The organism is Curtobacterium sp. Arg-1 (genome assembly GCF_025643395.1).
Taxonomy (GTDB): Bacteria; Actinomycetota; Actinomycetes; order Actinomycetales; family Microbacteriaceae; genus Curtobacterium; species Curtobacterium poinsettiae.
This window is the reverse complement of the sequence record NZ_CP095731.1, coordinates 748,215-773,223: the sequence shown is the minus strand read 5'-3', so window position 1 is coordinate 773,223 and position 25,009 is coordinate 748,215. Positions and strand designations below refer to the sequence as shown.

Annotated in this window: 21 protein-coding genes; 8 read left to right on the top strand and 13 right to left on the bottom strand. The window is 70.4% G+C overall.

What is annotated here, in order from left to right:
* Entirely contained in the window at nucleotides 1-1,296 is a 1,296-nt protein-coding gene (locus tag MXD64_RS03800; protein WP_017886793.1) for an ABC transporter substrate-binding protein, read from the bottom strand.
* A gap of 147 nt (nucleotides 1,297-1,443) precedes the next feature.
* Here MXD64_RS03800 and MXD64_RS03795 point away from each other — a divergent pair, with 147 nt between their 5' ends.
* A complete protein-coding gene (locus MXD64_RS03795; protein ID WP_042537884.1) occupies nucleotides 1,444-2,487 on the top strand; it encodes a LacI family DNA-binding transcriptional regulator in 1,044 nt (347 codons plus the stop codon).
* Between the two features lie 13 nt (nucleotides 2,488-2,500).
* Here MXD64_RS03795 and MXD64_RS03790 read toward each other — a convergent pair whose 3' ends face one another.
* Nucleotides 2,501-3,484 carry an AraC family transcriptional regulator gene (locus MXD64_RS03790; RefSeq protein WP_159557455.1) on the bottom strand — a complete coding sequence of 328 codons (984 nt, stop codon included), beginning with the start codon at nucleotides 3,482-3,484 and terminating at the stop codon, nucleotides 2,501-2,503.
* Nucleotides 3,485-3,605: 121 nt separating this feature from the next.
* Here MXD64_RS03790 and MXD64_RS03785 point away from each other — a divergent pair, with 121 nt between their 5' ends.
* Nucleotides 3,606-4,052, top strand: a complete 447-nt coding sequence (locus MXD64_RS03785; RefSeq protein WP_017886796.1) for a MarR family winged helix-turn-helix transcriptional regulator — start codon at nucleotides 3,606-3,608, stop codon at nucleotides 4,050-4,052.
* A gap of 95 nt (nucleotides 4,053-4,147) precedes the next feature.
* On the opposite strand, the gene MXD64_RS03780 is transcribed toward MXD64_RS03785, so the two are convergent.
* From MXD64_RS03780 to MXD64_RS03765, 4 genes are all read right to left on the bottom strand, one after another.
* Nucleotides 4,148-4,996 carry a carbohydrate ABC transporter permease gene (locus MXD64_RS03780; protein ID WP_027464448.1) on the bottom strand — a complete coding sequence of 283 codons (849 nt, stop codon included), beginning with the start codon at nucleotides 4,994-4,996 and terminating at the stop codon, nucleotides 4,148-4,150.
* Nucleotides 4,996-5,964, bottom strand: coding sequence for a carbohydrate ABC transporter permease (locus MXD64_RS03775; RefSeq protein WP_214562456.1), 969 nt, complete (start codon nucleotides 5,962-5,964; stop codon nucleotides 4,996-4,998). Before MXD64_RS03775 ends, MXD64_RS03780 begins: the two co-directional genes overlap by 1 nt.
* Entirely contained in the window at nucleotides 5,961-7,280 is a 1,320-nt protein-coding gene (locus MXD64_RS03770) for an ABC transporter substrate-binding protein (protein ID WP_017886799.1), read from the bottom strand. Before MXD64_RS03770 ends, MXD64_RS03775 begins: the two co-directional genes overlap by 4 nt.
* Before the next feature lie 167 nt (nucleotides 7,281-7,447).
* Nucleotides 7,448-8,464, bottom strand: coding sequence for a LacI family DNA-binding transcriptional regulator (locus MXD64_RS03765; protein ID WP_175470758.1), 1,017 nt, complete (start codon nucleotides 8,462-8,464; stop codon nucleotides 7,448-7,450).
* A 153-nt stretch (nucleotides 8,465-8,617) separates the two neighbouring features.
* Between MXD64_RS03765 and MXD64_RS03760 the strand changes: the two genes are divergently transcribed.
* From MXD64_RS03760 to MXD64_RS03740, 5 genes are all read left to right on the top strand, one after another.
* A complete protein-coding gene (locus tag MXD64_RS03760) occupies nucleotides 8,618-9,850 on the top strand; it encodes a sugar ABC transporter substrate-binding protein (protein WP_259551859.1) in 1,233 nt (410 codons plus the stop codon).
* Between the two features lie 148 nt (nucleotides 9,851-9,998).
* Nucleotides 9,999-10,859, top strand: coding sequence for a carbohydrate ABC transporter permease (locus MXD64_RS03755; protein ID WP_017886802.1), 861 nt, complete (start codon nucleotides 9,999-10,001; stop codon nucleotides 10,857-10,859).
* Nucleotides 10,856-11,743 carry a carbohydrate ABC transporter permease gene (locus MXD64_RS03750; protein ID WP_017886803.1) on the top strand — a complete coding sequence of 296 codons (888 nt, stop codon included), beginning with the start codon at nucleotides 10,856-10,858 and terminating at the stop codon, nucleotides 11,741-11,743. Before MXD64_RS03755 ends, MXD64_RS03750 begins: the two co-directional genes overlap by 4 nt.
* Nucleotides 11,744-11,792: 49 nt before the next feature.
* Nucleotides 11,793-12,668 (top strand): ThuA domain-containing protein, encoded by an 876-nt coding sequence (locus MXD64_RS03745; protein WP_263137152.1) that lies wholly within the window; start codon nucleotides 11,793-11,795, stop codon nucleotides 12,666-12,668.
* A gap of 5 nt (nucleotides 12,669-12,673) precedes the next feature.
* A complete protein-coding gene (locus MXD64_RS03740) occupies nucleotides 12,674-13,768 on the top strand; it encodes a Gfo/Idh/MocA family protein (RefSeq protein WP_214519838.1) in 1,095 nt (364 codons plus the stop codon).
* 72 nt (nucleotides 13,769-13,840) lie between these two features.
* Here the strand turns inward: MXD64_RS03740 and opgC are convergent, their stop codons facing one another.
* From opgC to MXD64_RS03720, 4 genes are all read right to left on the bottom strand, one after another.
* Nucleotides 13,841-16,357 carry an OpgC domain-containing protein gene (opgC, locus tag MXD64_RS03735; RefSeq protein WP_152427222.1) on the bottom strand — a complete coding sequence of 839 codons (2,517 nt, stop codon included), beginning with the start codon at nucleotides 16,355-16,357 and terminating at the stop codon, nucleotides 13,841-13,843.
* Entirely contained in the window at nucleotides 16,354-16,764 is a 411-nt protein-coding gene (locus MXD64_RS03730; protein WP_017886807.1) for an ATP-binding protein, read from the bottom strand. The genes opgC and MXD64_RS03730 overlap by 4 nt, the downstream gene beginning before the upstream one ends.
* Nucleotides 16,761-18,833: a glycosyltransferase gene (locus tag MXD64_RS03725; protein ID WP_017886808.1), complete on the bottom strand. Its 2,073-nt coding sequence runs from the start codon at nucleotides 18,831-18,833 to the stop codon at nucleotides 16,761-16,763. The genes MXD64_RS03730 and MXD64_RS03725 overlap by 4 nt, the downstream gene beginning before the upstream one ends.
* A gap of 185 nt (nucleotides 18,834-19,018) precedes the next feature.
* On the bottom strand, nucleotides 19,019-19,804 hold the full coding sequence (locus tag MXD64_RS03720) for a TetR/AcrR family transcriptional regulator (protein ID WP_071251672.1): 786 nt from the start codon (nucleotides 19,802-19,804) through the stop codon (nucleotides 19,019-19,021).
* Nucleotides 19,805-19,929: 125 nt separating this feature from the next.
* Here MXD64_RS03720 and MXD64_RS03715 point away from each other — a divergent pair, with 125 nt between their 5' ends.
* Nucleotides 19,930-20,853 (top strand): NAD-dependent epimerase/dehydratase family protein, encoded by a 924-nt coding sequence (locus tag MXD64_RS03715; RefSeq protein ID WP_263137151.1) that lies wholly within the window; start codon nucleotides 19,930-19,932, stop codon nucleotides 20,851-20,853.
* Between the two features lie 70 nt (nucleotides 20,854-20,923).
* On the opposite strand, the gene MXD64_RS03710 is transcribed toward MXD64_RS03715, so the two are convergent.
* The 3 genes from MXD64_RS03710 to MXD64_RS03700 form a co-directional block, all read right to left on the bottom strand.
* Nucleotides 20,924-22,261: a fibronectin type III domain-containing protein gene (locus tag MXD64_RS03710; protein ID WP_263137150.1), complete on the bottom strand. Its 1,338-nt coding sequence runs from the start codon at nucleotides 22,259-22,261 to the stop codon at nucleotides 20,924-20,926.
* Nucleotides 22,262-22,578: 317 nt separating this feature from the next.
* A complete protein-coding gene (locus tag MXD64_RS03705) occupies nucleotides 22,579-24,387 on the bottom strand; it encodes a DEAD/DEAH box helicase (RefSeq protein ID WP_017886812.1) in 1,809 nt (602 codons plus the stop codon).
* A gap of 91 nt (nucleotides 24,388-24,478) precedes the next feature.
* Nucleotides 24,479-24,943, bottom strand: coding sequence for a MarR family winged helix-turn-helix transcriptional regulator (locus MXD64_RS03700; protein ID WP_042537769.1), 465 nt, complete (start codon nucleotides 24,941-24,943; stop codon nucleotides 24,479-24,481).
* Between the last annotated feature and the right edge of the window lie 66 nt (nucleotides 24,944-25,009).

Here is a 25,009-nt window from a genome sequence, read left to right as displayed (position 1 = left end):
TCAGCCCTTGGCCGCAGCCTGGTTGGTGGTCTCGACGATGTCCTTCGCGTCACCCTTGCCGGCCAGCAGGTCGACGACGCTGGTGTTCAGCGCGTTGCCGACGTTCTGGCCGTACAGGGTGTCCAGGTACTGCGAGACGAACGGGGCGTCCTGGTAGGCGGCCAGGGCCGACTTCAGGTAGTCCGAGTCGACGACCGACTGGGCGTCCTTGTTCACCGGGATGGCGTTGAAGGCCTTGTAGTACGCCTCCTGGTTGTCCTTCTGCACGATGAAGTTCAGGAAGTCGGTGCACGCCTTCTTCGGGGCCTGTGCGGAGCAGGAGTTGCCGTCGACACCACCCATCATCGACTTCGGGTCACCCTTGCCACCGTCGGTCGCGGGGAACGGGAACCAGCCGAGGTCGGGCAGCGGCTTGGCGTCCGGCGTCAGCGATGCGATCACGCCCGGGTCCCACGCACCCATGAGCTCCATGGCCGCCTTGTGGTTGGCGAGGAGACCGGCGGAGCTGCCGGCACCCTGCTGTGCCGCCGTGGTCAGGAAGCCGTTGTTGAAGGGCTTGGTGGCGTTGAAGTCCTCGAGCTGCTCGCCGGCCTTCGTCCAGCAGGCGTTGTCGAACTTCAGCGACTTCGCCGCGTCCTCGAGCGTCTTCTGGCTGCACTCGCGGAGTGCGAAGTTGTAGTACCAGTGGGCGGCCGGCCAGGCGTCCTTCGCGCCGACGGCGACCGGGTCGATGTCCTTGGCCTTGAGCTTCGTGATCGCGTCGTTCAGCTCGTCCATGGTCGTGGGCGTGCCCTCGATGCCGGCTTCCTTGAACAGGTCCTTCGAGTACCAGATGCCCTCGGGGAGCACCGCGCCGGGCATGGCGTAGGTCTTGCCGTCCTTCTCGTAGCCGGCGAACGTGCCCGCGCTGATGGACTTCTTGGCGTCGGCGCTGATGGAGTCGGAGATGTCCATGAGCTGCCCGGCGGCGATCATCGCGTCCATCTTGCCGCCGCCACGCTGCAGGAACACGTCGGGGGCGTCACCGGAGTTGAGGGCGGTCTGGAGCTTGCCGTCCAGGTCCTCGTTCTGGATCGCCTGGGTCTTGATGGTGACGTTCGGGTACTTCTCCTCGAACGCCTTGACCGTCGAGGCCCAGTAGGCCTTGCCCGGTCCGGTCGTCGAGTTGTGCCAGAAGGTCATCGTGACCTTCCCGCCGTCCTCGGAGGCATCGCTGCCCGCCGAGCACCCGCTGGCCACCAGTGCGGTCGCCCCGATCAGCGCGATGGCTGCCGCGGCACGGATCTTCCTCGTCATCGTGGAACTCCTGAAGTGTCGTCGTTGACATGGCGCGACATCGACTGCCGCTGCGGAGAGCATGCCTGCTGCTCGGGGGCGGTGTCAATCGATATCGATAACGTTTTCTTAACCGATCGCAGGGTGTCGCAGCGGTACGGTGTGCACATGGACTCGGCACTCGGCGCGCGTCCCGGTGCCGGCCGGGTGACGATCGGCGACGTGGCACGAGCGGCCGGGGTCTCGATCCCGACGGTCTCCAAGGTGATCAACCAGCGCGACGGTGTCGCCGCCGCCACCATGCTCCGCGTGCAGCAGGTGGTCGAGGACCTGGGGTACGAGACCTCACTGGTCGCCCGGAGCCTGCGCAGTTCGCGGACCGGGGTCGTCGGCATCCTGGTGCCCGAGTTCGAGCCGTTCTCGACCGAGCTGCTCCGAGGCATCTCGCGGGCGGCAACCGGCACCGGCTACGAACTGCTCGCCTATGCCGGCCTGATGACCGGCGCCGACCGACCCGGCTGGGAACGCCGGTCGTTGTCCCGACTGTCCGGCACCCTGATCGACGGCGCGATCGTGGTCACCCCGACCACGGCCCTGTCGAGCTCCTCGATCCCCGTCGTGGCGATCGACCCGCACACCGGGCCCGAGGGCCACGCCACCGTCGACGCCGACAACGAAGCCGGAGCCGTCCAGGCCGTCGAGCACCTGCTCGCGCTCGGGCACACCCGCATCGCGCACCTGCAGGGTCGCGCCGACCTGGCGTCCGCCCAGCTCCGTGCCGCCGGCTACCGTTCCGCCCTGACCGCCGCCGGCATCACCGTCGACGAGTGCCTGCTGCGCGACGGCGGCTACCAGGAGGACCAGTCCGCGGCCGTCACCCGGGAACTCCTGGCCCTCGACGACCGCCCCACCGCGGTGTTCGCGGCGAACGACTCGTCGGCGATCGGTGTGCTCCGCGCCGCGGCCGAGGTCGGGCTCCGCGTTCCCCAGGACCTGTCCGTCGTGGGCTTCGACGACGTGCCGCAGGCCTCCACCACGACCCCGCCGCTCACCACGGTGTCGCAGCCGCTCGACGAGCTCGGGTCGCACGCCGTGCAGATGCTCCTGACCATGCTCCGTGGCGAGCCGACCACGGACCACGTCCGGCTCCCCACGACCCTGCGGGTGCGGGCGAGCACCGGCCCGGCGCCGCGACCCACGGCAGGCCGCTGAGCACCCGTCGTCGTCAGCGGCGCAGGGTCTGCTTCGGGTACTCGCCGAACCGGGCCGCGTAGGCCGCCGAGAAGCGGCCGAGGTGGGCGAACCCCCACCGCCGGGCGACGTCACCGACGACCCCGGCCTGCGGGTCGAGCTCGAGCAGTTCGCCGCGGACCCGGTCGAGCCGGACCTCGCGCAGGTAGGTCAGCGGCGACACGTCGAAGACCCGGCGGAACGACTCCTGCACCGACCGCACGCTCAGGCCGGCGACCTCGGACAGCTCCTGGACGGTGACCGGCTCGGCGGCATGGGCGTGGATGTACTCCACCGCGGCCCGCAGCCGGGCGTTCCGGGGGAGACCGAGCACCGCGGGCAGGTCGTCGGCCTGCGGCGGGAACGTGTCCAGGAACGCGGTGGCGGCCGACCGCTTGGCCTCGTGCCACGCGTCGGAGTCGGGCCCCTCGGCTCGCAGGGCACGCGACAACGCCACGAGCGCCTCCTGCCAGCGCTCCGCGGTGTCGGGCTCCGGTACCCGGGTCGGGTCGAACCGCAGCGGCGCCGTCTCGACCTCCAGGTGCTCGTACGCGACGCGGTGCACGTAGTCACGCCCGAAGTGCACGAGCCGCTGGTCGTGGTCCTCGGCCGTGAACACGAAGTCGTCCTCGGGCGGCAGGAGCACGGGGACGTCGCGGCGCAGCTGCATCCGCGCACGCCCGGAGTCGAGCGACGCGGTGCCGCTCGTGATCCACGTCACGACGTAGTCCGCCCCGACGGGCACCGAGCCACGCACGGCACCGCGGAGCCGCGAACGCCGGATGCTCACCTCGGAGTCGCCGACGGCCGTGTACCGGTACGAGAAGTCGTCGTCGATGCGCCGGACGGACCACCGATCGGCACCGTGGACGGCGGCGAGGTCGCGCTCGGCGGCGTAGGGGTCCCCGCCGGCGACCTCGAACCGCACCGGTTCGCCGGCCCGGTCGGCACCCTGCGGGTCCGGGACGGGGTCAGCCACGGCGCCCTGCTCCCGACGCCGCCACCCGGACCATTCCACGAACCGCGCTATGTGGATACGCTGGGGTGGTGACTGCGGCGTATCGTGACCCGGACGAGACCCGTGCAGAGGGGGCGCTGTCGTGAGCGATGTCGACCTCGACGCAGCGCTGACCCGGCTCGAGGCCGCGGTCTCCGAACTCCGCGGGCGGCTGCGCGACGAACTCGGCGTCTCCGGCGGCGACCTGACGCTGCTGCAGTTCGTGTCCCGCGCCGAAGCAGCGGGCCGGACCGTGCGCGTGAAGGACCTGTCGAAGCACCTGGGACTCACCGGCCCGGCGGTCACCGGCATGGTGGACCGACTCGAGCACAGCGGACACCTCAGTCGCGTCCCGAACCCCGACGACGGCCGGAGCCGGTACATCGAGCTGACCGATGCCGCCCGCCGCGACTACACGCGCGCGATGGACGGCACGAACAAGCACCTGCACGACCTGATGGCCTCCTTCTCGGAACGGGAGCGGGCCAGGTTCGTGCGGATCATCGACCGCATCGTCGCAGCCGTCGATCTCGGCGCACCGAGCCCCTGACGGCAGGGTACGGGCGGTCAGCGCGACGCTCGGACGAATGTCCAGCATGCGCAGCTAGGTAAGTTCTCTACCTATCTCCGCATGCCGGACACCCGTCACCCCTTGACGGCGCCGGAGGTCAGACCGGACACGATCGAGCGGCGGAACACGAGCACCAGGATCACGATCGGCACCGTGGCGGCCACGCTCGCGGCGAAGATCTGCGCGAACGGCACCGTGAACTGCGTCCCGAAGAGCGCGATGCCGACCGGGATCGTCCGGAACGAGTTCTCGCTGTTGAAGGTCAGCGCCATCAGGAACTCGCTCCACGATGCCGTGAAGGTGAAGACGCCGACCGTGAACAGGCCCGGCTTGGCCATCGGCAGGATCACGCTCAGCACGGTGCGCCACGCCCCGGCCCCGTCGATCTCGGACGCCTCCTCGATCGTCGACGGGATCCCCTGCAGGTAGTTCCGCATGATCCAGATGGCGAACGGCAGGTTGAACGCGACGTACGGCACGATCAGGCCCGGGTACGAGTTGAGCAGCCCGAGGTTGCGCTCGAGCAGGTACAGCGGCGTCAGCACCGCGATCGCCGGGAACACCGACAGCATGAGCAACGAGGTCATGATCGCCGTTCGGCCCCGGATGAACCGGCCGGCCAGCGCGTACCCGGCCAGGAACGCCAGCGCGAGCACGATCACCGTGGTCGACACCGACACGATGACGCTGTTCACCATGTACTGGCCGAGCGCGTTGTCACGGAAGGCCACCACGAAGTTGTCGAAGGTGAACGACTGCGGCCACACGGTGGGCGGCGACTGCCCGATCTCGGACGCCGGCTTGAGCGACGTCGTGACGAGCCAGTACAGCGGCAGCGCCGTGAGCACCGCGATGACGACACCGCTGACGTTCACGGTGTTGACCCACTTCCGCCAGCCCTTGCGCACACGTTGACGGGGCATCAGTCGTCCCCTCCCTTCGCCTGGTTCCGGAACGCCCGGAGGAACAGCAGACACCCGGCCGCGACGATGATCGCGGTCGAGGTCGCGATCGCGGCGCCCGGACCGATGTTGATGTCCTGGAAGAGCACCTTGTAGCCCATGATCGCGAGCGACTGGGTGGCGGTGCCCGGTCCGCCGTTCGTCAGCACGAACGGCAGGTCGAAGACGCCGAACGCCTGCAGGATGCGGAACAGCACCGCGATCGTCAGGGTCGGGGTGAGCTGCGGCAGCACCACGCGCCAGAACGTCTGCCAGGTGCTCGCGCCGTCGAGCTCGGCGGCCTCGTAGTGGTCCTCGGAGATCTGCACCAACCCGGCGAGCAGGATGATCGCGACGAACGGCGTCGTCTTCCAGATGTCCGCGACCATCAGCCCGGTGATCGCGGGCACCGGTTCACCGAGGATCACCGGAGCGTCCCCGAACAGACCGAAGAACCACGTCGCGACGCCGTAGGTGCTGTCGTAGATGTACTTCCACAGCTGCGCGTTGACGATGGTGACGAGCGACCACGGGATGAGCATGAGCGCGAGCATCCAGCCGCGGGTGGCCCCGAGCCGCTCGAGCACCAGCGCGACGAGCATGCCGAGCACGAGCTCGACCGAGACCGTCACCACCGTGTAGAGCACCGTGAACCCGAGCGCCCGGTACCAGTCGGCACTCTGCAGCAGGGCCGCGTAGTTGTCGAACCCGAACGACTGGATGGTGAAGCCCTCGTAGCCGACCTCGACGTCCGCGAAGCTCAGGACGACCGAGTACACGACCGGGAAGATCGTGACCGCGGCGACCACCAGGAGCGCCGGGGCCGCGAAGCCCCACGCACCCCGCGAGCGGATGCGGTCGAGACGCGACCGCCCCGTCGGCCGGGGCGGCGGATCGACGCGACCCGCGCCTCCAGGCCGTGCCGGCCGTGTCGCGGTGCCGGCGCTCACAGCGCTGCTCCCTGCAGTGCCAGCGAGATGGCGGAGGCCATCGCGCTGGTGCCGCCGTCGACGGACGCCTGCCCACCGAGGATGCTGTTGCCGTTCTGGTAGATGCCCTGCGACACCTTCGGGTAGTAGGCGGTCGAGGTCGGGCGGGGCACGAGCGTGATGCCCGCCGCCGTGTCGTAGGTGGGACGCTCCTGGCGCTTCGCGTCCTCGCTGACGAGTGAGGCGCTCCGCGCCGGCAGGACGCCGCCCTCGCGGGTCAGGAACTGCTGCGCGGTCTCGCTCGACATCCAGCGCGCGAAGGTCAGTGCCGCCGCGGGCTCCTGCGTGTGCGGGTTGATGTAGTTCCCCCACCCGCCGATCGTCGAGTGGTGCTCGTCCATGCCGTCGAACGTCGGCCGGGCGGCCAGACCCACCTTGCCGGCGACCCGGCTGTCCGGACCGTTCGCGATCCCCCACGCGTACGACCAGTTGCGGAGGAACGCCGCACGGCCGCCGGAGAACGCGTCGTTGGTGTCCTGCTCCTGGTACGTCAGGGTGGCCCGCGGCGACGCCCCCTCGGTGATCAGCGAGCGCATGAACTCGAAGGCGCGCTTGGTCTCGGAGCTCGTCGTCTCGGGCTTGGTCAGGTCGTCGTTGAGCAACGACCCGCCCGCGTCCGCGACGAACTCGGTGACGTTGCAGGTCAGCCCCTCGTACACGTCGCCCTGGAACGCGAACCCGTAGCTGACGTCACCGGTGTCGACGAGCTTCGCGGCGGTCTCGCGCACTTCCTCCCACGACGCCGGCACCTGCAGGGAGTGCTTCGCGAGCAGGTCCTTCCGGTACAGGAAGAACGACTCGTCGATGTACAGCGGGAACATGTAGTACGTGCCGTCGACGCTCGCCGCGAGCCGGAGCCCCTCGGGGAACTGGTCGAAGAAGTCCTCACCGACGAGCTGGTTCACCGGGGTCGCGAGCTTGTTCTTCGCGAACTGCCCGGGCCACGCGACGTCACCCAGGTAGACGTCCGGCGTGCTGCTGCCCGCCGCGATCTGGGTCGTCAGGCTGGTCCGGTTCGTGTCGGTGTCGCTCGGGGCACTGACGATCCGGACCCGGATGTTCGGGTGCTCCTTCTGGAACTCCGCGATGAGCCGACGACGCAGGTCACCCCCGTCCTTCGAGGCGACCTGGCCGGCCCACCAGCTGATCGTCGCCTCGCCCTCGGGCGGTTCGGTGGGCCAGTCCTCGACCCGCGTGCGCTCGGGTCGGGTGGAGCAGCCGGCGAGCAGCAGCACCCCCGCTCCCCCGAGCATGAACGTCCTCCGGTCGATGGCCATCCGTCCTCCTCGACGTGTGGTGCTGCGAACCTGTGCATCCACACAACCAGGCGGAGCCTGGGCTGTCCGCAGGGATCTGTCGCTTTCGCTGGTGGCTCCGTGGGGCCGGGGCCGACGGCCTGGAGGCGCGTGGCAGGGACGACCCGCGCCTCCGGACCGGCGGGTGGTCAGGCCGGGGCGGGGGCCGTGGACTCGGCGATCCGCAGCGTGCACGGCAGCAGGAAGTGCGGCAGGTCCTCCGAGGTGCCGTCGAGCTGCTCGATGAGGGCGTCGGCGGCCCGCACGCCGAGCTCCGGGCCGGGGGCGACCATCGTCGACAGCCGCGGGTAGTGCTGGTCCGCGTTCGCCTCGGACGACGCGATGCTGAGCACCGAGACGTCCTCGGGGACCCGCCGCCCGGCGGTGTACAGCCCGACCAGGACGCCGGCGGACGAGTCGTCCTTCATCACGAGCACGGCGGTGACGTCGGGGTCCGCCGCGAGCAGGTCACTCGCGGCCTGCCGGCCGCCGTCACTGCCGGGCCCCGCCGTGACGATCGTCCCGGTCAGTCCGCGCTCGACCATCGCCTGCCGGAACGTCGACTCGACGCGCAGGTGCGGTGCGTAGCCGGCCATCGGGGTGCCCTCGAGGTCCTCGAGGACGAGCCCGAACCGCCGGTGCCCGAGGGCCTGGAGGTGGTCGAGGCTGTCCTCGATCGTCGTCTCGAAGTCGATGTCGACGAAGGGCAGCCCGCTGCTGTCGCGGGTCCGGCCGATCAGGGTGAACGGCACGTCGAGGTCGGTGAGGACGGCGACGCGGGGGTCGTCCATCCGCACCTCCATCAGGATGACGCCGTCCACGAGTCCGCCCGACACGAGGTCGTCCAGGTCGTCGCCGGCGGGGTCCACGGGCCAGAGCACGAGGTGGTACCCCCGCTCGGACGCACGCTCCGCCGCGCTCATGAAGAACTGCGAGGTGGTCGGGCTGAAGCGGTTGCCGGTGGTCGGGAACAGCAGCGCGATGATCCGGGTGCGTCGGCTCGCGAGCGCACGGGCGACGACGTTGCCACGGAACTTCAGCTCGCGCATCGCAGTCCGCACCCGCGCCGTGGTGCCGGGGGTCACGTACTTCGTCCCGTTCACCACGAAGGACACGGTGGCGATCGAGACCCCCGCCCGATCGGCGACCTGCTGCATCGTGGCCATGCCGCTGATCCTAGCGCTCGCCGTGTCAGAAAAGCGCTTTACAGGTGAAGCGCTTATCTGTTAGCTTCTCGCCCCAGGAGCACAGCGACGATGACGTCAGCGGCCTCGTCGATGCGTGCCTGTCCCAGCATCCGTCAAGAGAAGAGCTCTGCAATGAAGCAAAGATTCCCCTCCCAGTCGCGCCGGACCCGCGCCCTCGTCGGCGCCGTCGCCGTGCTCGCCACGGTCCCCCTGGTCCTGTCCGGGTGCTCCGGCTCCGGATCGGCCTCGTCGGGCGGCAGCAAGGCCCTGACGATCGAGGACTACTACGACGCGAACTACAACCCGGTCTACAAGCAGTGCGCCAAGGAAGTCGGCGCGACGGTCACGATCAACCACGTCGCCGGCGCCGGCCTGATCTCGAAGGTGCTGCAGCAGGCGTCGTCGAAGACGCTGCCCGACGTCCTCATGCTCGACAACCCCGACGTGCAGCAGATCGCGTCGTCCGGTGCGCTGTCCGACCTGTCGGCCTACGGGCTCGACGCCGACGGCGACGTCCCCGGCGTGAAGGCGGCGAGCACCTACAAGGGCAAGCTCTACGGCCTGCAGTCGAACACGAACTCCATCGCGCTCTACTACAACAAGAAGCTGCTGGCGGACGCCGGTGTCCAGCCGCCCAAGACGTGGGACGAGCTCAAGGCCGCCGCGAAGCAGCTCACCAAGGGTTCGACCTACGGCTTCGCGATGAGCAACATCAACACGTACGAGGGCACCTGGCAGTTCCTGCCGTTCTTCTGGTCGAACGGTGGTGACGAGAAGGACATCGCCACCGCGGACGCCGCCCAGGCCCTGCAGCTCGTCGAGGACCTGCAGGACGACGGCTCGATGTCCAAGAGCTCGATCAACTGGGCCCAGGCGGACGTCAACAACCAGTTCCTGGCCGGCAAGGCCGCGATGATGATCAACGGCCCCTGGCAGCTCCCGGCGCTCAACGAGAAGAAGAGCCTCGAGTTCGACAGCGTCCCGATCCCGACACGCACCGGCGAGGCCACGGTCGCACCGCTCGGCGGCGAGGCGTTCACCGTCCCGCAGACCGGTGACAAGGACAAGATGCAGCTCGCCGGCAAGTTCGTCGGCTGCCTGCACAAGCAGAAGATGCAGAAGGCCCTGTCCGAGGTGAGCGGCAACGTGCCGACGAACCTCGAGGCCGGCGCCGCGTGGGCGAAGGACCACCCGCAGGTCGCGTCCTTCGTGACCACGGTGCAGACCGCTCGCGCTCGCACCGGTGAGCTCGGACCCGACTGGCCCAAGGCCGCCACGAAGATCTACACCGCCGTCCAGCTCGCCCTCACCGGCAAGGCCAGCCCCGAGGCAGCGCTCAAGCAGGCGCAGTCCCAAGAGCAGTAGTCCACGGGGAGCCGGCCGACCGGTCGGCTCCCTCCGGCGACGAGGAAAGGACCCCGGCGTGAGCGCCTCGACACAGACACGACCACGGACGATCCCGCCCGTGACGACACCCCGACCCGGGCAACGACGAGCCCGGTTCCGATCCGGCGTGACCCGATGGCTCTTCGTGGTGCCAGCGGCGGTCTTCGTGGCCGTCTTCTTCGGCTACCCGGTGGTGAAGAACATCGTCATGTCCTTCCAGGACTACACGACGGCGACATTCTTCACCGGCGAGGCCCCCTGGGTGGGACTCGCCAACTACATCTCGGTGTTCCAGAGCTCGGTGTTCACGACGAGCCTCGTGAACACCGCGCTGTTCACGGCGGGCTCGATCATCCTGCAGTTCGTCATCGGGCTGAGCCTGGCGCTGTTCTTCCGCCGGCACTTCCCGCTGTCGGGCTTCCTGCGGGGACTGCTGCTCCTGCCGTGGCTGCTGCCGCTCATCGCGTCCAGCGCGGTGTGGAAGTGGCTGCTCGACCAGGACAGCGGCGCGCTCAACCAGCTCCTCGGTGTGGTCGGCATCGCCCCCGTGCCGTGGCTGGTCAGCCCGAGCCTGGCGCTCATCGCCGTGATCGGCGTCAACGTCTGGCTCGGCATCCCGTTCAACACGACGATCCTGTACAGCGGTCTGCAGTCCGTGCCGCCGGAACTCTACGAGGCCGGCTCGCTCGACGGCGCCACCGGGTTCAAGGCGTTCTGGTACATCACCTGGCCGAGCATCCGGTCGGTGGTCAGCGTCGTGATCGTGCTCGGGGTCGTCTACACGTTGAAGGTCGTGGACATCATCCTCGGCCTGACCGGCGGCGGCCCGGCCAACTCGACCCAGACCCTGGCCACGAACGCCTACCACCAGTCGTTCATCAACTTCCAGTTCGGCATCGGAGCCGCGGTCAGCAACGTGCTCATCGTCGTCTCGTTCGTCTTCGCGATGGTCTACATCGCGATCTCACGGAAGGCGGTCGACGAATGAGCGTCGGACTCGCGAACCAGACCGTCACCGCCACCCGCGCGATCACCACCAAGAGCGCCCGTGCCCCCCGGCCACGCGGTTCGGCGAAGGGGATCCCGTTCACGATCCTCGGCTGCGTGTTCCTCGCGATCATGGTGTTCCCCGTCTACTGGATGGTGAACACCAGCCTGCAGGCGACGTCCGGGGCCGCCACGGCCACGTGGTTCCCGTTCTCCCCCACCTTCGCCGGCTACCAGGCCGCGTTCGCCCAGCAGGGGCAGAACTTCGTCTCGAGCATGATCATCGGACTCGGCACCGTCCTGCTGACGCTCGCCATCGCGACACCGGCCGCGTACGGGCTCGCACGGTTCCGGATGCGCGGCGGCCGGGTGTTCCTGCTCGTGCTGCTGATCACGCAGATGATCCCGGCGATCGTCATCGCGAACGCGCTGTACACGCTGTTCAACAACATCGGGCTGCTCAACAGCTACGTCGGGCTGATCCTGGCCGACAGCGCGGTCCAGGTGCCCTTCGCCATCCTGCTCATGCGGGCGTTCATGGAGTCGATCCCACCGAGCCTGGTCGAGGCGGCACTCGTCGACGGCGCCAGCGACTTCCGGGCGTTCGTGTCGATCGTCGTGCCGATCAGCCGGAACGCCATCGTCACCGCGGCGCTCTTCACGTTCCTCGGCGCGTGGGGCGACTTCCTCATCGCACTGACCCTGACGTCGACGACCGCGGTCCGACCGATCACGCTCGGCATCTACAACTACATCGGCTCGAACGTCACCGACTGGGGTCCCGTCATGGCGACCTCGGTGCTGGCGTCCCTGCCCGCCGCCGTCCTGCTGATCTTCGCGCAGAAGTACATCTCCGCCGGTGCCCTCGGCGGTGCCGTCAAGTGACGGCACCGGACCGAAGCCGCCACGCATCCCAGCCAGAAAGGCACACACCATGACCACCACCCCGCTCCGCATCACCGTCTGGGGCGAGAACGTCCACGAGCAGGTCGAGCAGCACGTCGCCGAGCGGTACCCCGACGGCATGCACGGCGCGATCGCGGACGGCATCCGCGAGCACCTGCCCGAGGCCGTCGTCCGGACCGCCACCATGCAGGAACCGGAGCACGGCCTCACCGACGAGGTCCTGGCGGACACCGACGTGCTCACCTGGTGGGGGCACGCCGCACACCAGGACGTCGACGACGCCGTGGTCGACCGGGTGCACCGGCACGTGCTCTCCGGCATGGGGCTGCTCGTGCTGCACTCCGGCCACTGGTCGAAGATCTTCGGCAAGCTCATGGGCACCACCTGCACCCTGCGGTGGCGCAGCGAGCACGACCAGGAGCTCGTCTGGACCGTCAACCCCCAGCACCCGATCACCCGCGGGGTGCCGAACCCGATCGTCATCCCCGAGCAGGAGATGTACGGCGAGCATTTCGACGTCCCGACGCCCGACGAGCTCGTGTTCATCTCGGGCTTCACGGGCGGCGAGGTGTTCCGGAGCGGCATGACGTACCGCCGCGGCCTGGGGAAGATCTTCTACTTCTCCCCCGGTGACCAGGACTTCCCCGTCTACCACCACCCGGACGTCCGCCGGGTGATCGCGAACGGCGCCGAGTGGGCACGGCCGGAGCGCGAGCGCGAGATGCCGACGCTCCGCCGCTACGACCTGGGCGAGTACTTCGACGGGCAGCACTACCGCGGCCCGTTCGACGACGCCGAGCCGGAGACGGCCGCCCCGGCGGCCGCCCCGGCGGCCGCCGAGCCCGCGGTCACCGAGCCGGCAGCCAGTGCGCCCGCTGCCGAGCGCGACGGGGCGCAGGCGTGAGCCCCTTGCGCGTCCTGCAGATCGGCGCCGGCGGGATGGGGCGGGCCTGGCTCGCCACCGTCGCCGCCGACCCAGAGGTCGAGCTGGTCGGCATCGTCGACCTCGACCTCGACGCCGCGCGTGCCGGCGCCGCACACGCCGGCGACCCGTCGATCCCGGTCGGCACGGACCTGACCACGCTGGCCGCCGAGACCGGGGCCGAGGCCGTGCTCGACATCACCGTGCCGGTCGCGCACCACCCGGTCACCATGCAGGCGCTCCGTGCCGGGCTCCCCGTGCTCGGCGAGAAGCCCGCCGCGCAGACCGTCGCCGAGGCGCTGTCGCTCGCGGCAGCCGCCGAGGCCACCGGCAAGCTGTTCATGGTGTCGCAGTCCCGCCGCTACAACGACCAGCTCGTCGCGTTCCGGCAGCACGTCCGCGACCTCGGTGTCGTGGGCGGGCTGAGCACCCGGTTCGCGAAGGCACCGCACTTCGGTGGCTTCCGCGAGGAGATGGACGACGTCCTGCTGCTCGACATGGCCATCCACGCCTTCGACTCGGCGCGGTACGTGCTCGAGCGCGATCCGGTGTCGGTGTACTGCGAGTCGTGGAACCCGTCGTGGTCCTGGTACCGGGGCGACGCGGCCGCCGCCGCCGTCTTCACGTTCGAGGACGACGTCCGCTACGTCTACGACGGCTCCTGGTGCGCGCCGGGTGCGGAGACCTCGTGGAACGGCGACTGGCGCGCCTCCGGAGCCGCCGGCACGGCACTCTGGGACGGCGACCACGACCCGTCGAGCGACCTCGACGGCACACCGGGGTCCCCGGTCACGGCACCGTCGGTGGGACACGAGATCGCCGGGTCGCTGGCGTCCTTCGTCCGGGCCGTCCGCTCCGGCGAGGTGCCGGACGGCGAGGTGCACGGCAACGTCATGAGCCTCACGATGGTCGACGCCGCGATCACGTCGGCGCGCAGCGGGCGCCGGGTCGTCATCGACGAGGTGCTCGAGCAGGCACACCGGGACGCCCTGGACACCGAGCAGGACGACGCGGTCCGCGACCGCCTGGCGGCGTGGGAGTCGGTCCGTGGCGCGCTCCGTGCGCGCCTGCCCGCGTCCTGAGACGCGACCGCAGGACGGACGGGAGGCCCGTGGCGACACCGCCACGGGCCTCCCGTCCGTCGGAGCGCGCGATCAGCGCGGGATGACGGAGAACAGGAACTTCTTGCGGACCATGTACCAGGCCAGCAGGATCAGCGCCGTGTGCACCACGAACCCGATCCAGAAGTCGCCCCACGGCACACCGGGGATCGACGCGATCGCCAGGGCGAAGAACACCTGCCAGACGAACACGTACAGGCTCGCCTGCCCGAGCGGGATCCAGAGCCAGCCGATGGCGGCGGCGATGGGCTTCCAGAACACCGTGAGGATCGCGTAGGACACGACCGCGAAGAACGCGATGTCCGCCAGGCGGCCCCACTGCAGGTCCACCCGCTGGTACGCCGTGTTGTACAGCGACTGGTACATCTCGGCCGGGAACGGCACCGGGGTGAACCCGAAGTGGTCACCGGCCCAGACGTAGACCAGGAACGCCGCGTACCCGCCGACCGCGATGCCGACCAGGACCTTGCCGAGACGCCCGGTGAGCGCGCCGACGATCTGCCGCCGGTAGTACCCGAGCACGAGCCCGTGGGTGAACACGACCTGCCAGGTGAACAGGGGGAACACCGCCTCGAACTGCGAGTTCAGCGGGCGGAAGTCCGGGTTGAGCGCCTGGAACACGTAGAGCGCCCAGCTGGCGGCGAGGAGCGCCCACCAGAACCCGCGGCGGATCACCCAGATGAATGCCGGGATGAACAGGCTCAGCACCACGAACAGCCCCATGATGTTGAACGGCCACGGCCCCATCTCGAGCAGCAGGAACTGCCGGATCGCGTACCAGGGCGGCGGGTACGCGAGCAGCTGCATGACGTTCGGGTACAGGTCGTAGACGCGTCCCTCGGCGTCGACCCCGCCGAGGCCGGTGCCCCGGTCGGTGAAGGTCGTGATGGCGTCGGTGTTCAGGAACGGCACGAAGCTCAGCACGAACACGACGGCGATCACCACGAGCGTGACGACGTACTGCTTGCGTGCGCGCTTCCACGCCCCGATCGCCGCAGCCCACTCGCCGAACTTCTTCACGGCGAACGGGTACGTCATGCCGAGCACCATGCCGGACAGGAACACGAACATCTCGGCGCCGGTGATCGCCCCGACGGCGTGCAGCGTCAGGTACGAGTACGGTCCGCCGATCTCGATGTGGGTGATCACCACGGCGAGGATGATGAACCCGCGGAACAGGTCGAGGCGCAGGTCACGGCCTGGCTTGCCGTCGTCGGGGTAGCGCCAGCTCGGCAGCAGCCGCCCGAAGACCCCGCTCAGCAGGAAGACGATCGCCAGGCCCGCGGCCAGCCAGACGATCCACGCCATCTGGTCGCCGCCGGTCTCGTACTCCTGCGAGATCGCGGCGTTGCCCTGCTGCACGGTGACGCGGTCGGTGACCGGTCCGAAGGCGAAGTCCCCGGACCGCTCGAGGTCGGCGCGGAAGGCCTTCGCGACGTCCGGGTCCGCGGTGAGTCGCCAGTCGGCCACGCGGTTGCCGGCTTCGGGCTCGCGGCGCTCCGCCTCGAGCACGGTCATGCCCCGGATCAGCGGACGCTCCTGCACGGCGGCGAGCACCTGCCGCCACCAGCTCCGCTTGACCTGGAGCTCGGCGTCGCCCTGCAGCTCCCGGTTGTACAGGGCTCCGGTGTCGAGCAGCATCGGGCGGTCGTCGGCCACCGCGAACCGGTCGTAGAACGTCTCCGACTGGGGTTGGTCGTAGCCCCAGTCCTCGTCGAACCGCGACTCGACCTCACCGCTGCGGGTGAGTGGCACGGCACGACCGGCGGCCTCGGTCGGGTCGCCCTTGCCGTACGAGAACATCGACAGCCCGACCCAGTCGACGGCCTCGGCCCCCGGCCAGTAGGGGCCGTACGGGTCGTCGGCACCGGTGAGCTGTCCGTCGCCGTTGGTGTCCGCCTTCGCGACGTCGATCACCGACAGGTCCCGCAGCCGCCCGGCGGACTCGCCGAACGGGTAGCCGGCACCGTACCCCGGGGACCACACCATGAGCGCGTCCGACGCGCCCGCGTGCACGGTCGTGGCGAGCGCCCGGAACGCCCGGACGAACTCGGTCGGCTGCTGCCCCCACCGGACCCACGTGCCGTTCATCTGCGGTGCGAACCGGACGAGCACCTGGGTGTCGTACTGGTCGTGCAGGTCCTCGAACACGGAGTTGACGGCGCGTGCGTCCCCGGCGTCGAGCGACCGCAGCCTGCGGTCGGGTTCGAGGCTCACGACGAGCACCGCACCCTGGGTCGCCGCCGCGCGCGCCGACCGGAGGAGTTCCTGCTTGGCCGGGCCGTCGAGCGGGTAGTCGACGGAGACGCCGTACATCGACGGCGTCGCGCCGAGCCGTCCCTCGTAGCCCTCGGGCGAGTCACTCGCCCAGTCGAGGTCGGGGCCGAACCACGTCGAGCCCCCCGCCGGCTCGACGGCGGCGGCCCGCTGCACGGGTGACGCCGACGCCGCGGACGCCGCGGACGCCGCGGACGCGGGCAGCGCACCACCGAGCAGGAGCGTGGCGATCGTGACGAGGAGGGCGAGAGCGCGGGCCACCTGCTGCTTCACCGGTCGCACGCGAGGATCCAGACGTTGTGGCCGGACTCGTGCCGGTGCTCGAGCCGGTCGAGCGCGGCGATCGCGAGCGCCAGCCCACGCCCGCTCTCCTGCTCGACGTCGGCCATGGTGACGGCGCTCAGGTCGATGTCGACGGGCATCCCGTTGTCGGTCAGCACCGCGGTCAGGGCCTGGTCGGTGGCCTGGAGGCGCACGGAGTACCGGCGCCCGGTCCCCCGGTCGGCGCGGACGGTGTGCTCGACGATGTTCGCGGCGACCTCGGCCAGGGCGGTCTCGAGTGCGAAGCGGAGCCGCACGTCGTCGATGCCGAGCCCGTCCCACCACGCGGCGAAGCGGTCCTGCACCTCGTTGAGGGAGTCGGGCGTCGCGGCGACCTCGAACGTGGTCTCGGTGCTCACAGGGGCCCTCCGGCGGTGCTCGACTCGTGTTCGGACTGTGCGGGGGTGGCCGGGCCGCGGTACCGGACCGCGCGGATGACGATGCTGAAGATGAACAGGTCGAAGACGACCCACGCGGTGTTGACGAGCGGCGCGATCCCCTCGGCCTGACCGGTCAGGTACCGGATGACGATCATCACCAGGGCGGCGACCAGGGCACCCATCGCCCAGAGCTGCGGCTTGACCAGGTCCCACCGCGGCTTCTGCTCGGTCTCGTCGCGCACCTTCGGGGTGACGCGGAACCCGAGCGGCTTGCCCCGGAAGACGTTCTGGAACGCGCTGGTCACCGACTCGATCCAGATCGGGAACAGGGCGAGCGAGTACTGCTGCCCGCGCCAGGTCGGTCTGCCGGCGGCCACCACCCAGAACAGCAGCTGGTTGCACACCAGGAACGGGATGAGCCGGGCGAAGAAGTCGACGCTGTAGGCCTGCACGGGCACGACCCCGAACGACAGGCAGAGCACCGGCGCCGCGATGTAGACGATCGCGGCGAACCCCGACAGGTAGCTCCACATCGTCGAGAAGTACATGAGCCGCTGCCCCCACGACAGCCCCTTCTGCACCAGGGGGTTCTCACGGAAGAACACCTGCATGGTGCCCTGCGCCCAGCGCAGTCGCTGCACGAGCATCGTCGGCAGGTCCTCGGGGGCCAGGCCCGTCGCCAGGATCTCGTCGTGGTACGCCGACTTCCAGCCGAGGCCGTGCAGGCGCATCGCGGTGGCCATGTCCTCGGTCACCGAGATCGTCGCCAGCGGCATGATCGGCTGGGCCTCGTCGTCACGGTTGACGTCGAGGGCACGGGCGAGCACGGCGATCGACTCGATGGCGGCGACCGGCGAGGCCTCACGCCGCCCGAGCACGTCGAGGGCGGCGTCGTCGAGTCCGGCGAAGGTGTTCGCGTCGGTGGACATCGCCGCGAGCTCCTGCAGGTCGTTCCGCACCGATTCGAGGTCGGCGGCGGCGAACCGGAACGCGATGGCGTCGATCCCCCGCTGGAACGCGTAGGTCACGTCGCCCAGGGGTTCGCCGGACCGGACCTGCTCGCGTGCGCGGTCGACCACGCCCTCGGCGTCGTCGAGGGCATCGAGCACGCGCGGGTCGGTCTCGGTCTCGCGGGAACGGGCGAGGAGCTTGCGCGAGGTGGCGAGGGTGCGCTGCACGGACGCCTCGACCTCGGCCACGTAGCGCGAGATGCCGAGCTGCATGAGTGCCTCACGCCGCAGGATCGCGTTCGACCCGCAGAAGAACGCGGCGTTCCAGCCGTCCTTCGACTGCTGGATCGGGCCGTAGAAGAGCGGCGCCTGGCTACCGAGGGGGTCGGCAGCGGGGACGTTCTCGAACCACTGCGGCGTCTGCACGAGCGCCATCTGCGGGTCCTTGAAGTAGCCGAGGGTGCGGTCGAGAATCGCCGGGTCCGGCACCTGGTCGGCGTCGAGGATGAGCAGGAACTCGCCCTGGGTCGCGAGCAGGGCGTTGTTGAGGTTGCCGGCCTTCGCGTGCCGTGGCCGGTCCACCCAGTCGGCGCCGCGCGTGATGACGCCGATGCCGAGCGCTTCGGCCGCCGCGCGCATCTCGGGGCGGTTGCCGTCGTCGAGGATCCAGGTGGTGTGCGGGTGCGTGATCGCCTTCGCCGCGCGGGCGGTGCGCTCCACCAGGTCGACCGGCTCGTTGTAGGTCGTGATGAAGACGTCGACGGTGACGTCGGTGGACGGCTTCGCCGGCGGTTCGCCGCGCTCCCGGAGCCGCCAGGCCCCGAGCGCGAAGAGCAGCGAGTCGATGACGCTGTAGGTCTCGGCGAGGATCAGCGGCACCGCGATCCACCACGAGTGCCAGTTCACCGAGGCCGCCCAGCGCCACACGATGTAGTTCACCCCGGCGAGGGACGCCAGGAGCGCCACGGTCCGCACGGTGACCAGGCGCCGGCGGGCCGTTCCGGTGGTGAGTCGGCGGCGGTCCTGTCGGCTGACGTCGAGCGCGGTCACCGGGTCGCCCCGACCGTGGTGCCGTCGCACGTGCTGCGTCGCAAGCATGCCTCCTGATCCGCGGGCCCCGGCCGCAGCGCACGCCCGAGAGTGGTTCCGTCCGGCAGCTGACCCGGGGGCCACCGTGCCGGTCGTCCGCTTCGGTCGTCGGGCACGACCTGGGCGTGACGACCTGTCTACCGCACGGGTGGGGAGTCTGTCAGGTTGCTCACCCGATCTGGGGACACGGCGTCTCAGAAGACGGCGGTGAACCCCAGGTCGTCGGCCAGGCGTGCGATGACCTGGTCGAAGTACGCCGCACCGTCGGACACGGACCCCACGAAGTGCCCGAAGAGCTCGAACGAGATCGTCCCGAACACCGTCGTCCAGGCCATCAGCGTCCGGACCAGGACCTCGTCGGGCAGGGAGATGCCGAACGAGCGCAGGGTGGCGACCCCGTCCGCGACGGCGGGACCGGCCACCCCGGGAGCCGCCGTGGGCGCGGTGGGTGATCCGGGCCTCCCGGCCGTCCCCGGCGTCGACGTGACGGGCGAGCCCGACGTACCCGATCCGCCCGACGCACCCGACGCACCGGGCGCACCGGAGCCGACGGCGTCCGCGACCACGCGCACCAGGGCGAGCGTCGTCCGTGTCGCGGGTGCGACCGTCTCGCGCGGCGCGGCGTAGCCCGGTACCGGCGAGCCGAAGAGCAACGCGAAGTCCCCCGGGTGCGCGATCGACCAGTCACGGATCGCCCGGCACATCGCGACCCAGCGCGCCCCGGCATCGGGTCCGGCTGCCGCACCGGCGGCCTCGACCGCGGCACCGAGCTCGCCGTAGTCGGTGATGAGCAGGGCGGTCAGCAGGTCGTCGCGGCTCGGGAAGTACCGGTACACGGCCGACGAGACCATCCCGACGTCACGGGCGACGGCACGCAGGCTCAGGGCCGCCGGACCTTCGTCGGTCAGACGGGTGCGTGCCGCGGCCAGGATGTCGGCGGTGACCGTCTGCCGTGCGAGCGCTCGGGCGGTGGGTGCCATCCGTCGATCCTGGCACGAGAGAGCAGCGCACACAAAGGAGAGCAGTGCTCTTGCTTTTCCGCGCAGGAGCGGTCATGCTCGCTTCCGAGAGCACTGCTCTCGCATCGACCAGGAAGCAGGAGACCATGTCCCACCACATCGTGATCGGCGCCGGCCCGGTCGGCCGCCACGTCGCCGGACTCGTGAACGCCCGGGGCGACCGCGTCACCGTCGTCTCCCGCTCCGGGCGCAGCACCGGCGTCGCCGGGGTCGAGCACCTCGCGCTCGACGCCTCCGACGCCGACGCGCTCACCCGCGCCGCCGAGGGAGCGGCCGTCCTGTACAACTGCGCGAACCCCGGCGACTACACGCAGTGGGAACGCACCTGGCCCCCGCTCGCCGCAGCACTGCTCACCGCGGCCGAACGGACCGGTGCGACGTACGCCATCACCGGGAACCTGTACCCGTACGGCCCGGTCGACGGGCCGATGCACGAGGGACTGCCGGACGCCGCCACGGACCGCAAGGGCGTGCTCCGGGCGCGGATGTGGGCCGACGCCCTCGCCGCGCACGACGCGGGCCGGATCCGCGCCGTCGAGGTCCGCGCCTCGGACTACCTGGGGCCCGGGATCGGCGCGAACGGGCACGTCACGCGCGTGCTGCCGGCGGCACTGCGGGGCCGGGCGGTGTGGATGGTCGGCCGCACAGACCTGCCGCACACCTTCACCGACGTGCTCGACGTCGCCCGGACCCTCGTGGCCGCCGCCGAGGACGAGAGCGCCCACGGCCGCACGTGGATGGTGCCGAGCAACCCCGCGCGAACGCAGCGCCAGGCCCTCACCGACGTCCTCGCGGCGACGGGGAAGCCCGCGGTGCCGGTACGCCGGATGCCCGCGGCCCTGTTCCGCGTCGGCGGGCTCGTGTCGCCGATGATGCGCGAGCTGGCCGACCTGACCTACCAGTGGACCGCGCCGTACGTGGTCGACGACGCCGAGAGCCGCACCCGCTTCGGCATCGAGCCGACCCCGTGGGACGAGGTGTGCCGCCGCACGGCCGCCGGCGTGGCCTGACCGCGAGCCACACACGGAAGGGGGTAGGACGCACCATTGCGCCCCACCCCCTTCCGCCTCGCACCGCCGGTCAGATCACCAGCAGCCTCGAGTACTGCGCCACGTCGAGCTGCTGCGCAGCTCCACCCGCGGCGGGGACCTTCCACAGCCCGACCGAGGGGCCGCTCTCGATCGAGACGAACACGTCCCCGTCGGCGGAGGCGGCACCCAGGTGCTCGCCACGCGACCCGGCGGTCAGCCCGGTCACCGGCACGGTCGACGTCCCGCCGCTGCCGACCACGAGCTTGTCCGGGATGCCGCGGTCGATCGTGCACCCGCCCGGCCGGTACTCCGACGGGGCGGGGCAGAACTGCGCCGACTGCAGGAGCGAGAAGCCATCCGCGTTCGCGGCGGCGTAGTCGAACGCGTACCGCGGTTCGATCTTCGTCAGTTCGGTCGCACCGGGCTTGAGCTGGTACCAGATCCACGACCCGGCGGCACCGGTCGATCGGATGTCGACGTAGACATTGCCCTGCGAGTCCGCGAGCACACCGGCGGGGTAGCCGACGATCATGCCGCTCGGCCCGGTGAACGTGCGGGGTGCGATGCCGGTGCCCTTGACGTACGGCTGGCTGACCGTTCCGCCGAGCACGACGACCTTGCCGTCCGGGGTGACCGTCCAGAAACGCTGATCACTCCCGACGGCTTTGCCACCCAGGTCGAGCACGGTCTTCTGGGTCGAGGTGCCGACCGGCAACTGCTGCACCGCACCGGTCACCGAGTCCACCCAGTACAGGTTGCCCTCGGCATCGGAGCGCAGGTCCGGGGTCAGGTGCAAGCCGGACGCGATGATCGAGATCCCGCCGCCGTCGGCCGGGTGCAGCAGGATCGAAGTGCCGTCCGCCGTCGGGGTGAACACGTCACCGTCGGCATTCGCGGCGAAGCCCTCGACTTCCCTCGCGACGACGGTCTTCGCACCGCTGCCGGAGTCCGCGAACCGCACGACGTCACCGTTGCCGTCGAGCCCGAACAGCGACTGCGTCGTCTCCGGCTCGGGTGCGGGTGGTGCCGTCCAGCGCAGCGTGATCGTGCGGCCGGTCCCCCGGTGTCCGAGGGCACGGAGCGAGAACCGGTACGTGGTCGCGGGCGAGAGCTCGTCGAAGCGGTCGGAGCGGGCACGCGGGTGGAGTCGGTCGGCCTGACGGTCGTGCCGGTTCGCGACGGCGGCGACCGCGACCTTCCAGCCCGTCACCTTCGCGCCGTGCTTCGGGCCACGCCACGTCAGCGTGGCGCTGTCCGCGTCGCCGGTGACGCGGACGGCGGTCGGCGCTCCCGGCACCGACGACCAGGAGGTGTGCGCCGTCGCAGGCGCCACACCTCCGAAGACGAGCGCCGCGGCGGCGACCGCGGTGATGAGTGCTCGGTACACGATGTTCCCCTGCCTTCTCCGCGGCTCCCTGCGTCACGGCTCCGGGTATCACAGCACCGTGCCGACCGCAGGGGAACGGTTGCGGGCGGGATGTGCGGTTCCCCGCACCGCAAGATGCCGCCTGGTACCCCCGCACACGCCGTCGCGTTCCCGAGACGCCGCGGTATCCGGCGGCGTCTCGCCGACTCGGCGGCGTGGAAGCGACACGACGGCGTCTCGCGGGCCCGGAACGCGCACCGACGACGGACGGGAGGCACGGTGCCAGCTGGCACCGTGCCTCCCGTCCGAAGGGGGTCGCGTCTCGAACGCGGCACGTCTCAGTAGCGCGGCTTGCGCTCCGGACGCTCGTCGCGGTCGTCACGGCGTCCGCCACCACGGCGATCCGCACGGATCTCGATGAGCTTGCCGCTGATCCGGGTGTCGGTCAGGCGGTCGAGCACACCGGGGTCCATGTCGGCCGGCAGCTCGACGATCGAGAAGTCCGGACGGATCTGGATCGCACCGAAGTCGTCGCGGCGCAGGCCACCTTCGTTGGCCAGCGCACCGACGATCTGGCGCGGCTCGACGCGGTGACGACGGCCGACCTCGATGCGGTACGGGGACATCGGCTGCGAACGACGCGGGGCGCGGTCGCCACGGTCGCGGTCGCCGCCACGGTCGTCGCGGGCACCACGGTCGTTGCGGCCGCCGCGGTCGTCGCGGGCACCACGGTCGTCGCGCTCGCTGCGGCGGGCGTCACGCTCCATCTGCGAGCGGAGCGCGTCGTCGGCTGCGGTGAGCAGCAGCGGCGAGTCACCCTGCGCCACGACCGCCAGGGCGGCAGCGACGTCGTCCGACGGGACGTCGTGGTGCTCGACGTAGTGCGCGATGACGTCGCGGAACGCCGCGATCCGGCCCTGGTCCTCGAGCGCCGCGGTGATGGCGTCGTCGAAGCGGGTCAGGCGCGTCTCGTTGACGTCGTCGATGGTCGGCAGCTGCATCTGCGTGAGCGGCTGCTTGGTGTGGCGCTCGATCGCGGCGAGCAGGCGACGCTCACGCGGGGTGACGAAGCTGATCGAGTCACCCGAGCGGCCGGCACGACCGGTACGACCGATGCGGTGCACGTAGGACTCGATGTCGACGGGGATGTCGAAGTTCACGACGTGCGTGATGCGGTCGACGTCGAGACCACGGGCGGCGACGTCGGTGGCGACAAGGATGTCGAGCTTGCCCGACTTCAGCTGGTTGACCGTGCGCTCGCGCTGGGCCTGGGCGACGTCACCGCTGATCGCGGCGGCGGCGTACCCGCGGGCGCGGAGCTTCTCGGCCAGGGTCTCGGTCTCGCTCTTGGTGCGGACGAAGATGATCATGCCCTCGAAGTCCTCGACCTCGAGGATGCGGGTGAGCGCATCGACCTTCTGCGGGTACGAGACCATCAGGTAGCGCTGCGTGATGTTCGCGGCGGTCTTCGTCTTGGTCTTGACGGTGATCTCGGCCGGGTCGGTCAGGTACTGCTGCGAGATGCGGCGGATCTGCGCGGGCATCGTCGCCGAGAAGAGGGCGACCTGCTTGTCGTCCGGGGTGTCGGCGAGGATCGTCTCGACGTCCTCGGCGAAGCCCATCTTGAGCATCTCGTCGGCCTCGTCGAGGACCAGGTACTTCAGCTCGGACAGGTCGAGCGTGCCCTTCGCCAGGTGGTCCATGATGCGGCCGGGGGTACCGACGATGACGTCGACGCCACGGCGCAGGGCGGAGAGCTGCACGCCGTACGCCTGGCCGCCGTAGACGGGCAGGACGTGGACGTTCTTCATGTGGGACGCGAACTGCTCGAACGCTTCGCACACCTGCAGGGCGAGCTCGCGCGTCGGGGACAGCACGAGCGCCTGGGGCTTCTTGCTGCCGGACTCCATGCGGGACAGGATCGGCAGCGCGAAGGCGGCGGTCTTGCCGGTTCCGGTCTGCGCCAGGCCGACGACGTCGCGCCCGGCGAGGAGGGTGGGGATGGTGGCTTCCTGGATGGCGGAAGGGGTCTCGTAGCCGATGTCCTTGACGGCCTTGAGCACAGCGTCGCTCAGGCCGAGATCGGCGAACGTCACCACGGGCCCGTCGTCGAGGGTCTCAGTGGTGGGGGTGGTGTCCGTGCTCATACCACCAACGGTATCTCGAATGCGCGCTCCGCAGGGACGGGAGGCCCGTGGCGGCGCCGCCACGAGCCTCCTGTCCGTCCCCTCGGTCACGTCAGGAGCGCGTGGTGCCGATCCCCAGGACCGTGTCGGCACGGTCGTTCAGCCGCGTCAGCATCTCGGCGAGCGCGCGCAGCTCGTCCGAGGCGAACTCCCCCGTCAGGTCGTCGAAGACCTCGGCGCCGGCGGCGTCCAGCTCGTCGAGCAGCCGCCGGCCGGCGGGGGCGAGCGTGACGAGCGTGGCGCGGCCGTCCGCGGGATCGGGCGACCCGATCAGGTGCTCGGCCTCGATCAGTGAGGCCACCCGCCGGCTGATCACCGGGCGGGACAACCCCGTCGCGTCGGCGATCGCGGTCGCTCGGACGGGGCCGTGGCCGGCGACGGCACGCAGGATCACGCGGGCGGTCGGGTCGAGCCCGCCGCGCGACTCGATGAGCGAGGAGCGCAGGGTCTGCCGGACCCACAGCCGGTCGAGCTGGGATCGCAGGAGTCGCTCTGCGGCACGCCGGTCGTCGGTCACGCGCCAAGCGTAGCGGGCACATTTAGTTGCTTGCCGGAAGCAACAGATGTATCGTTGCGCGGTCTG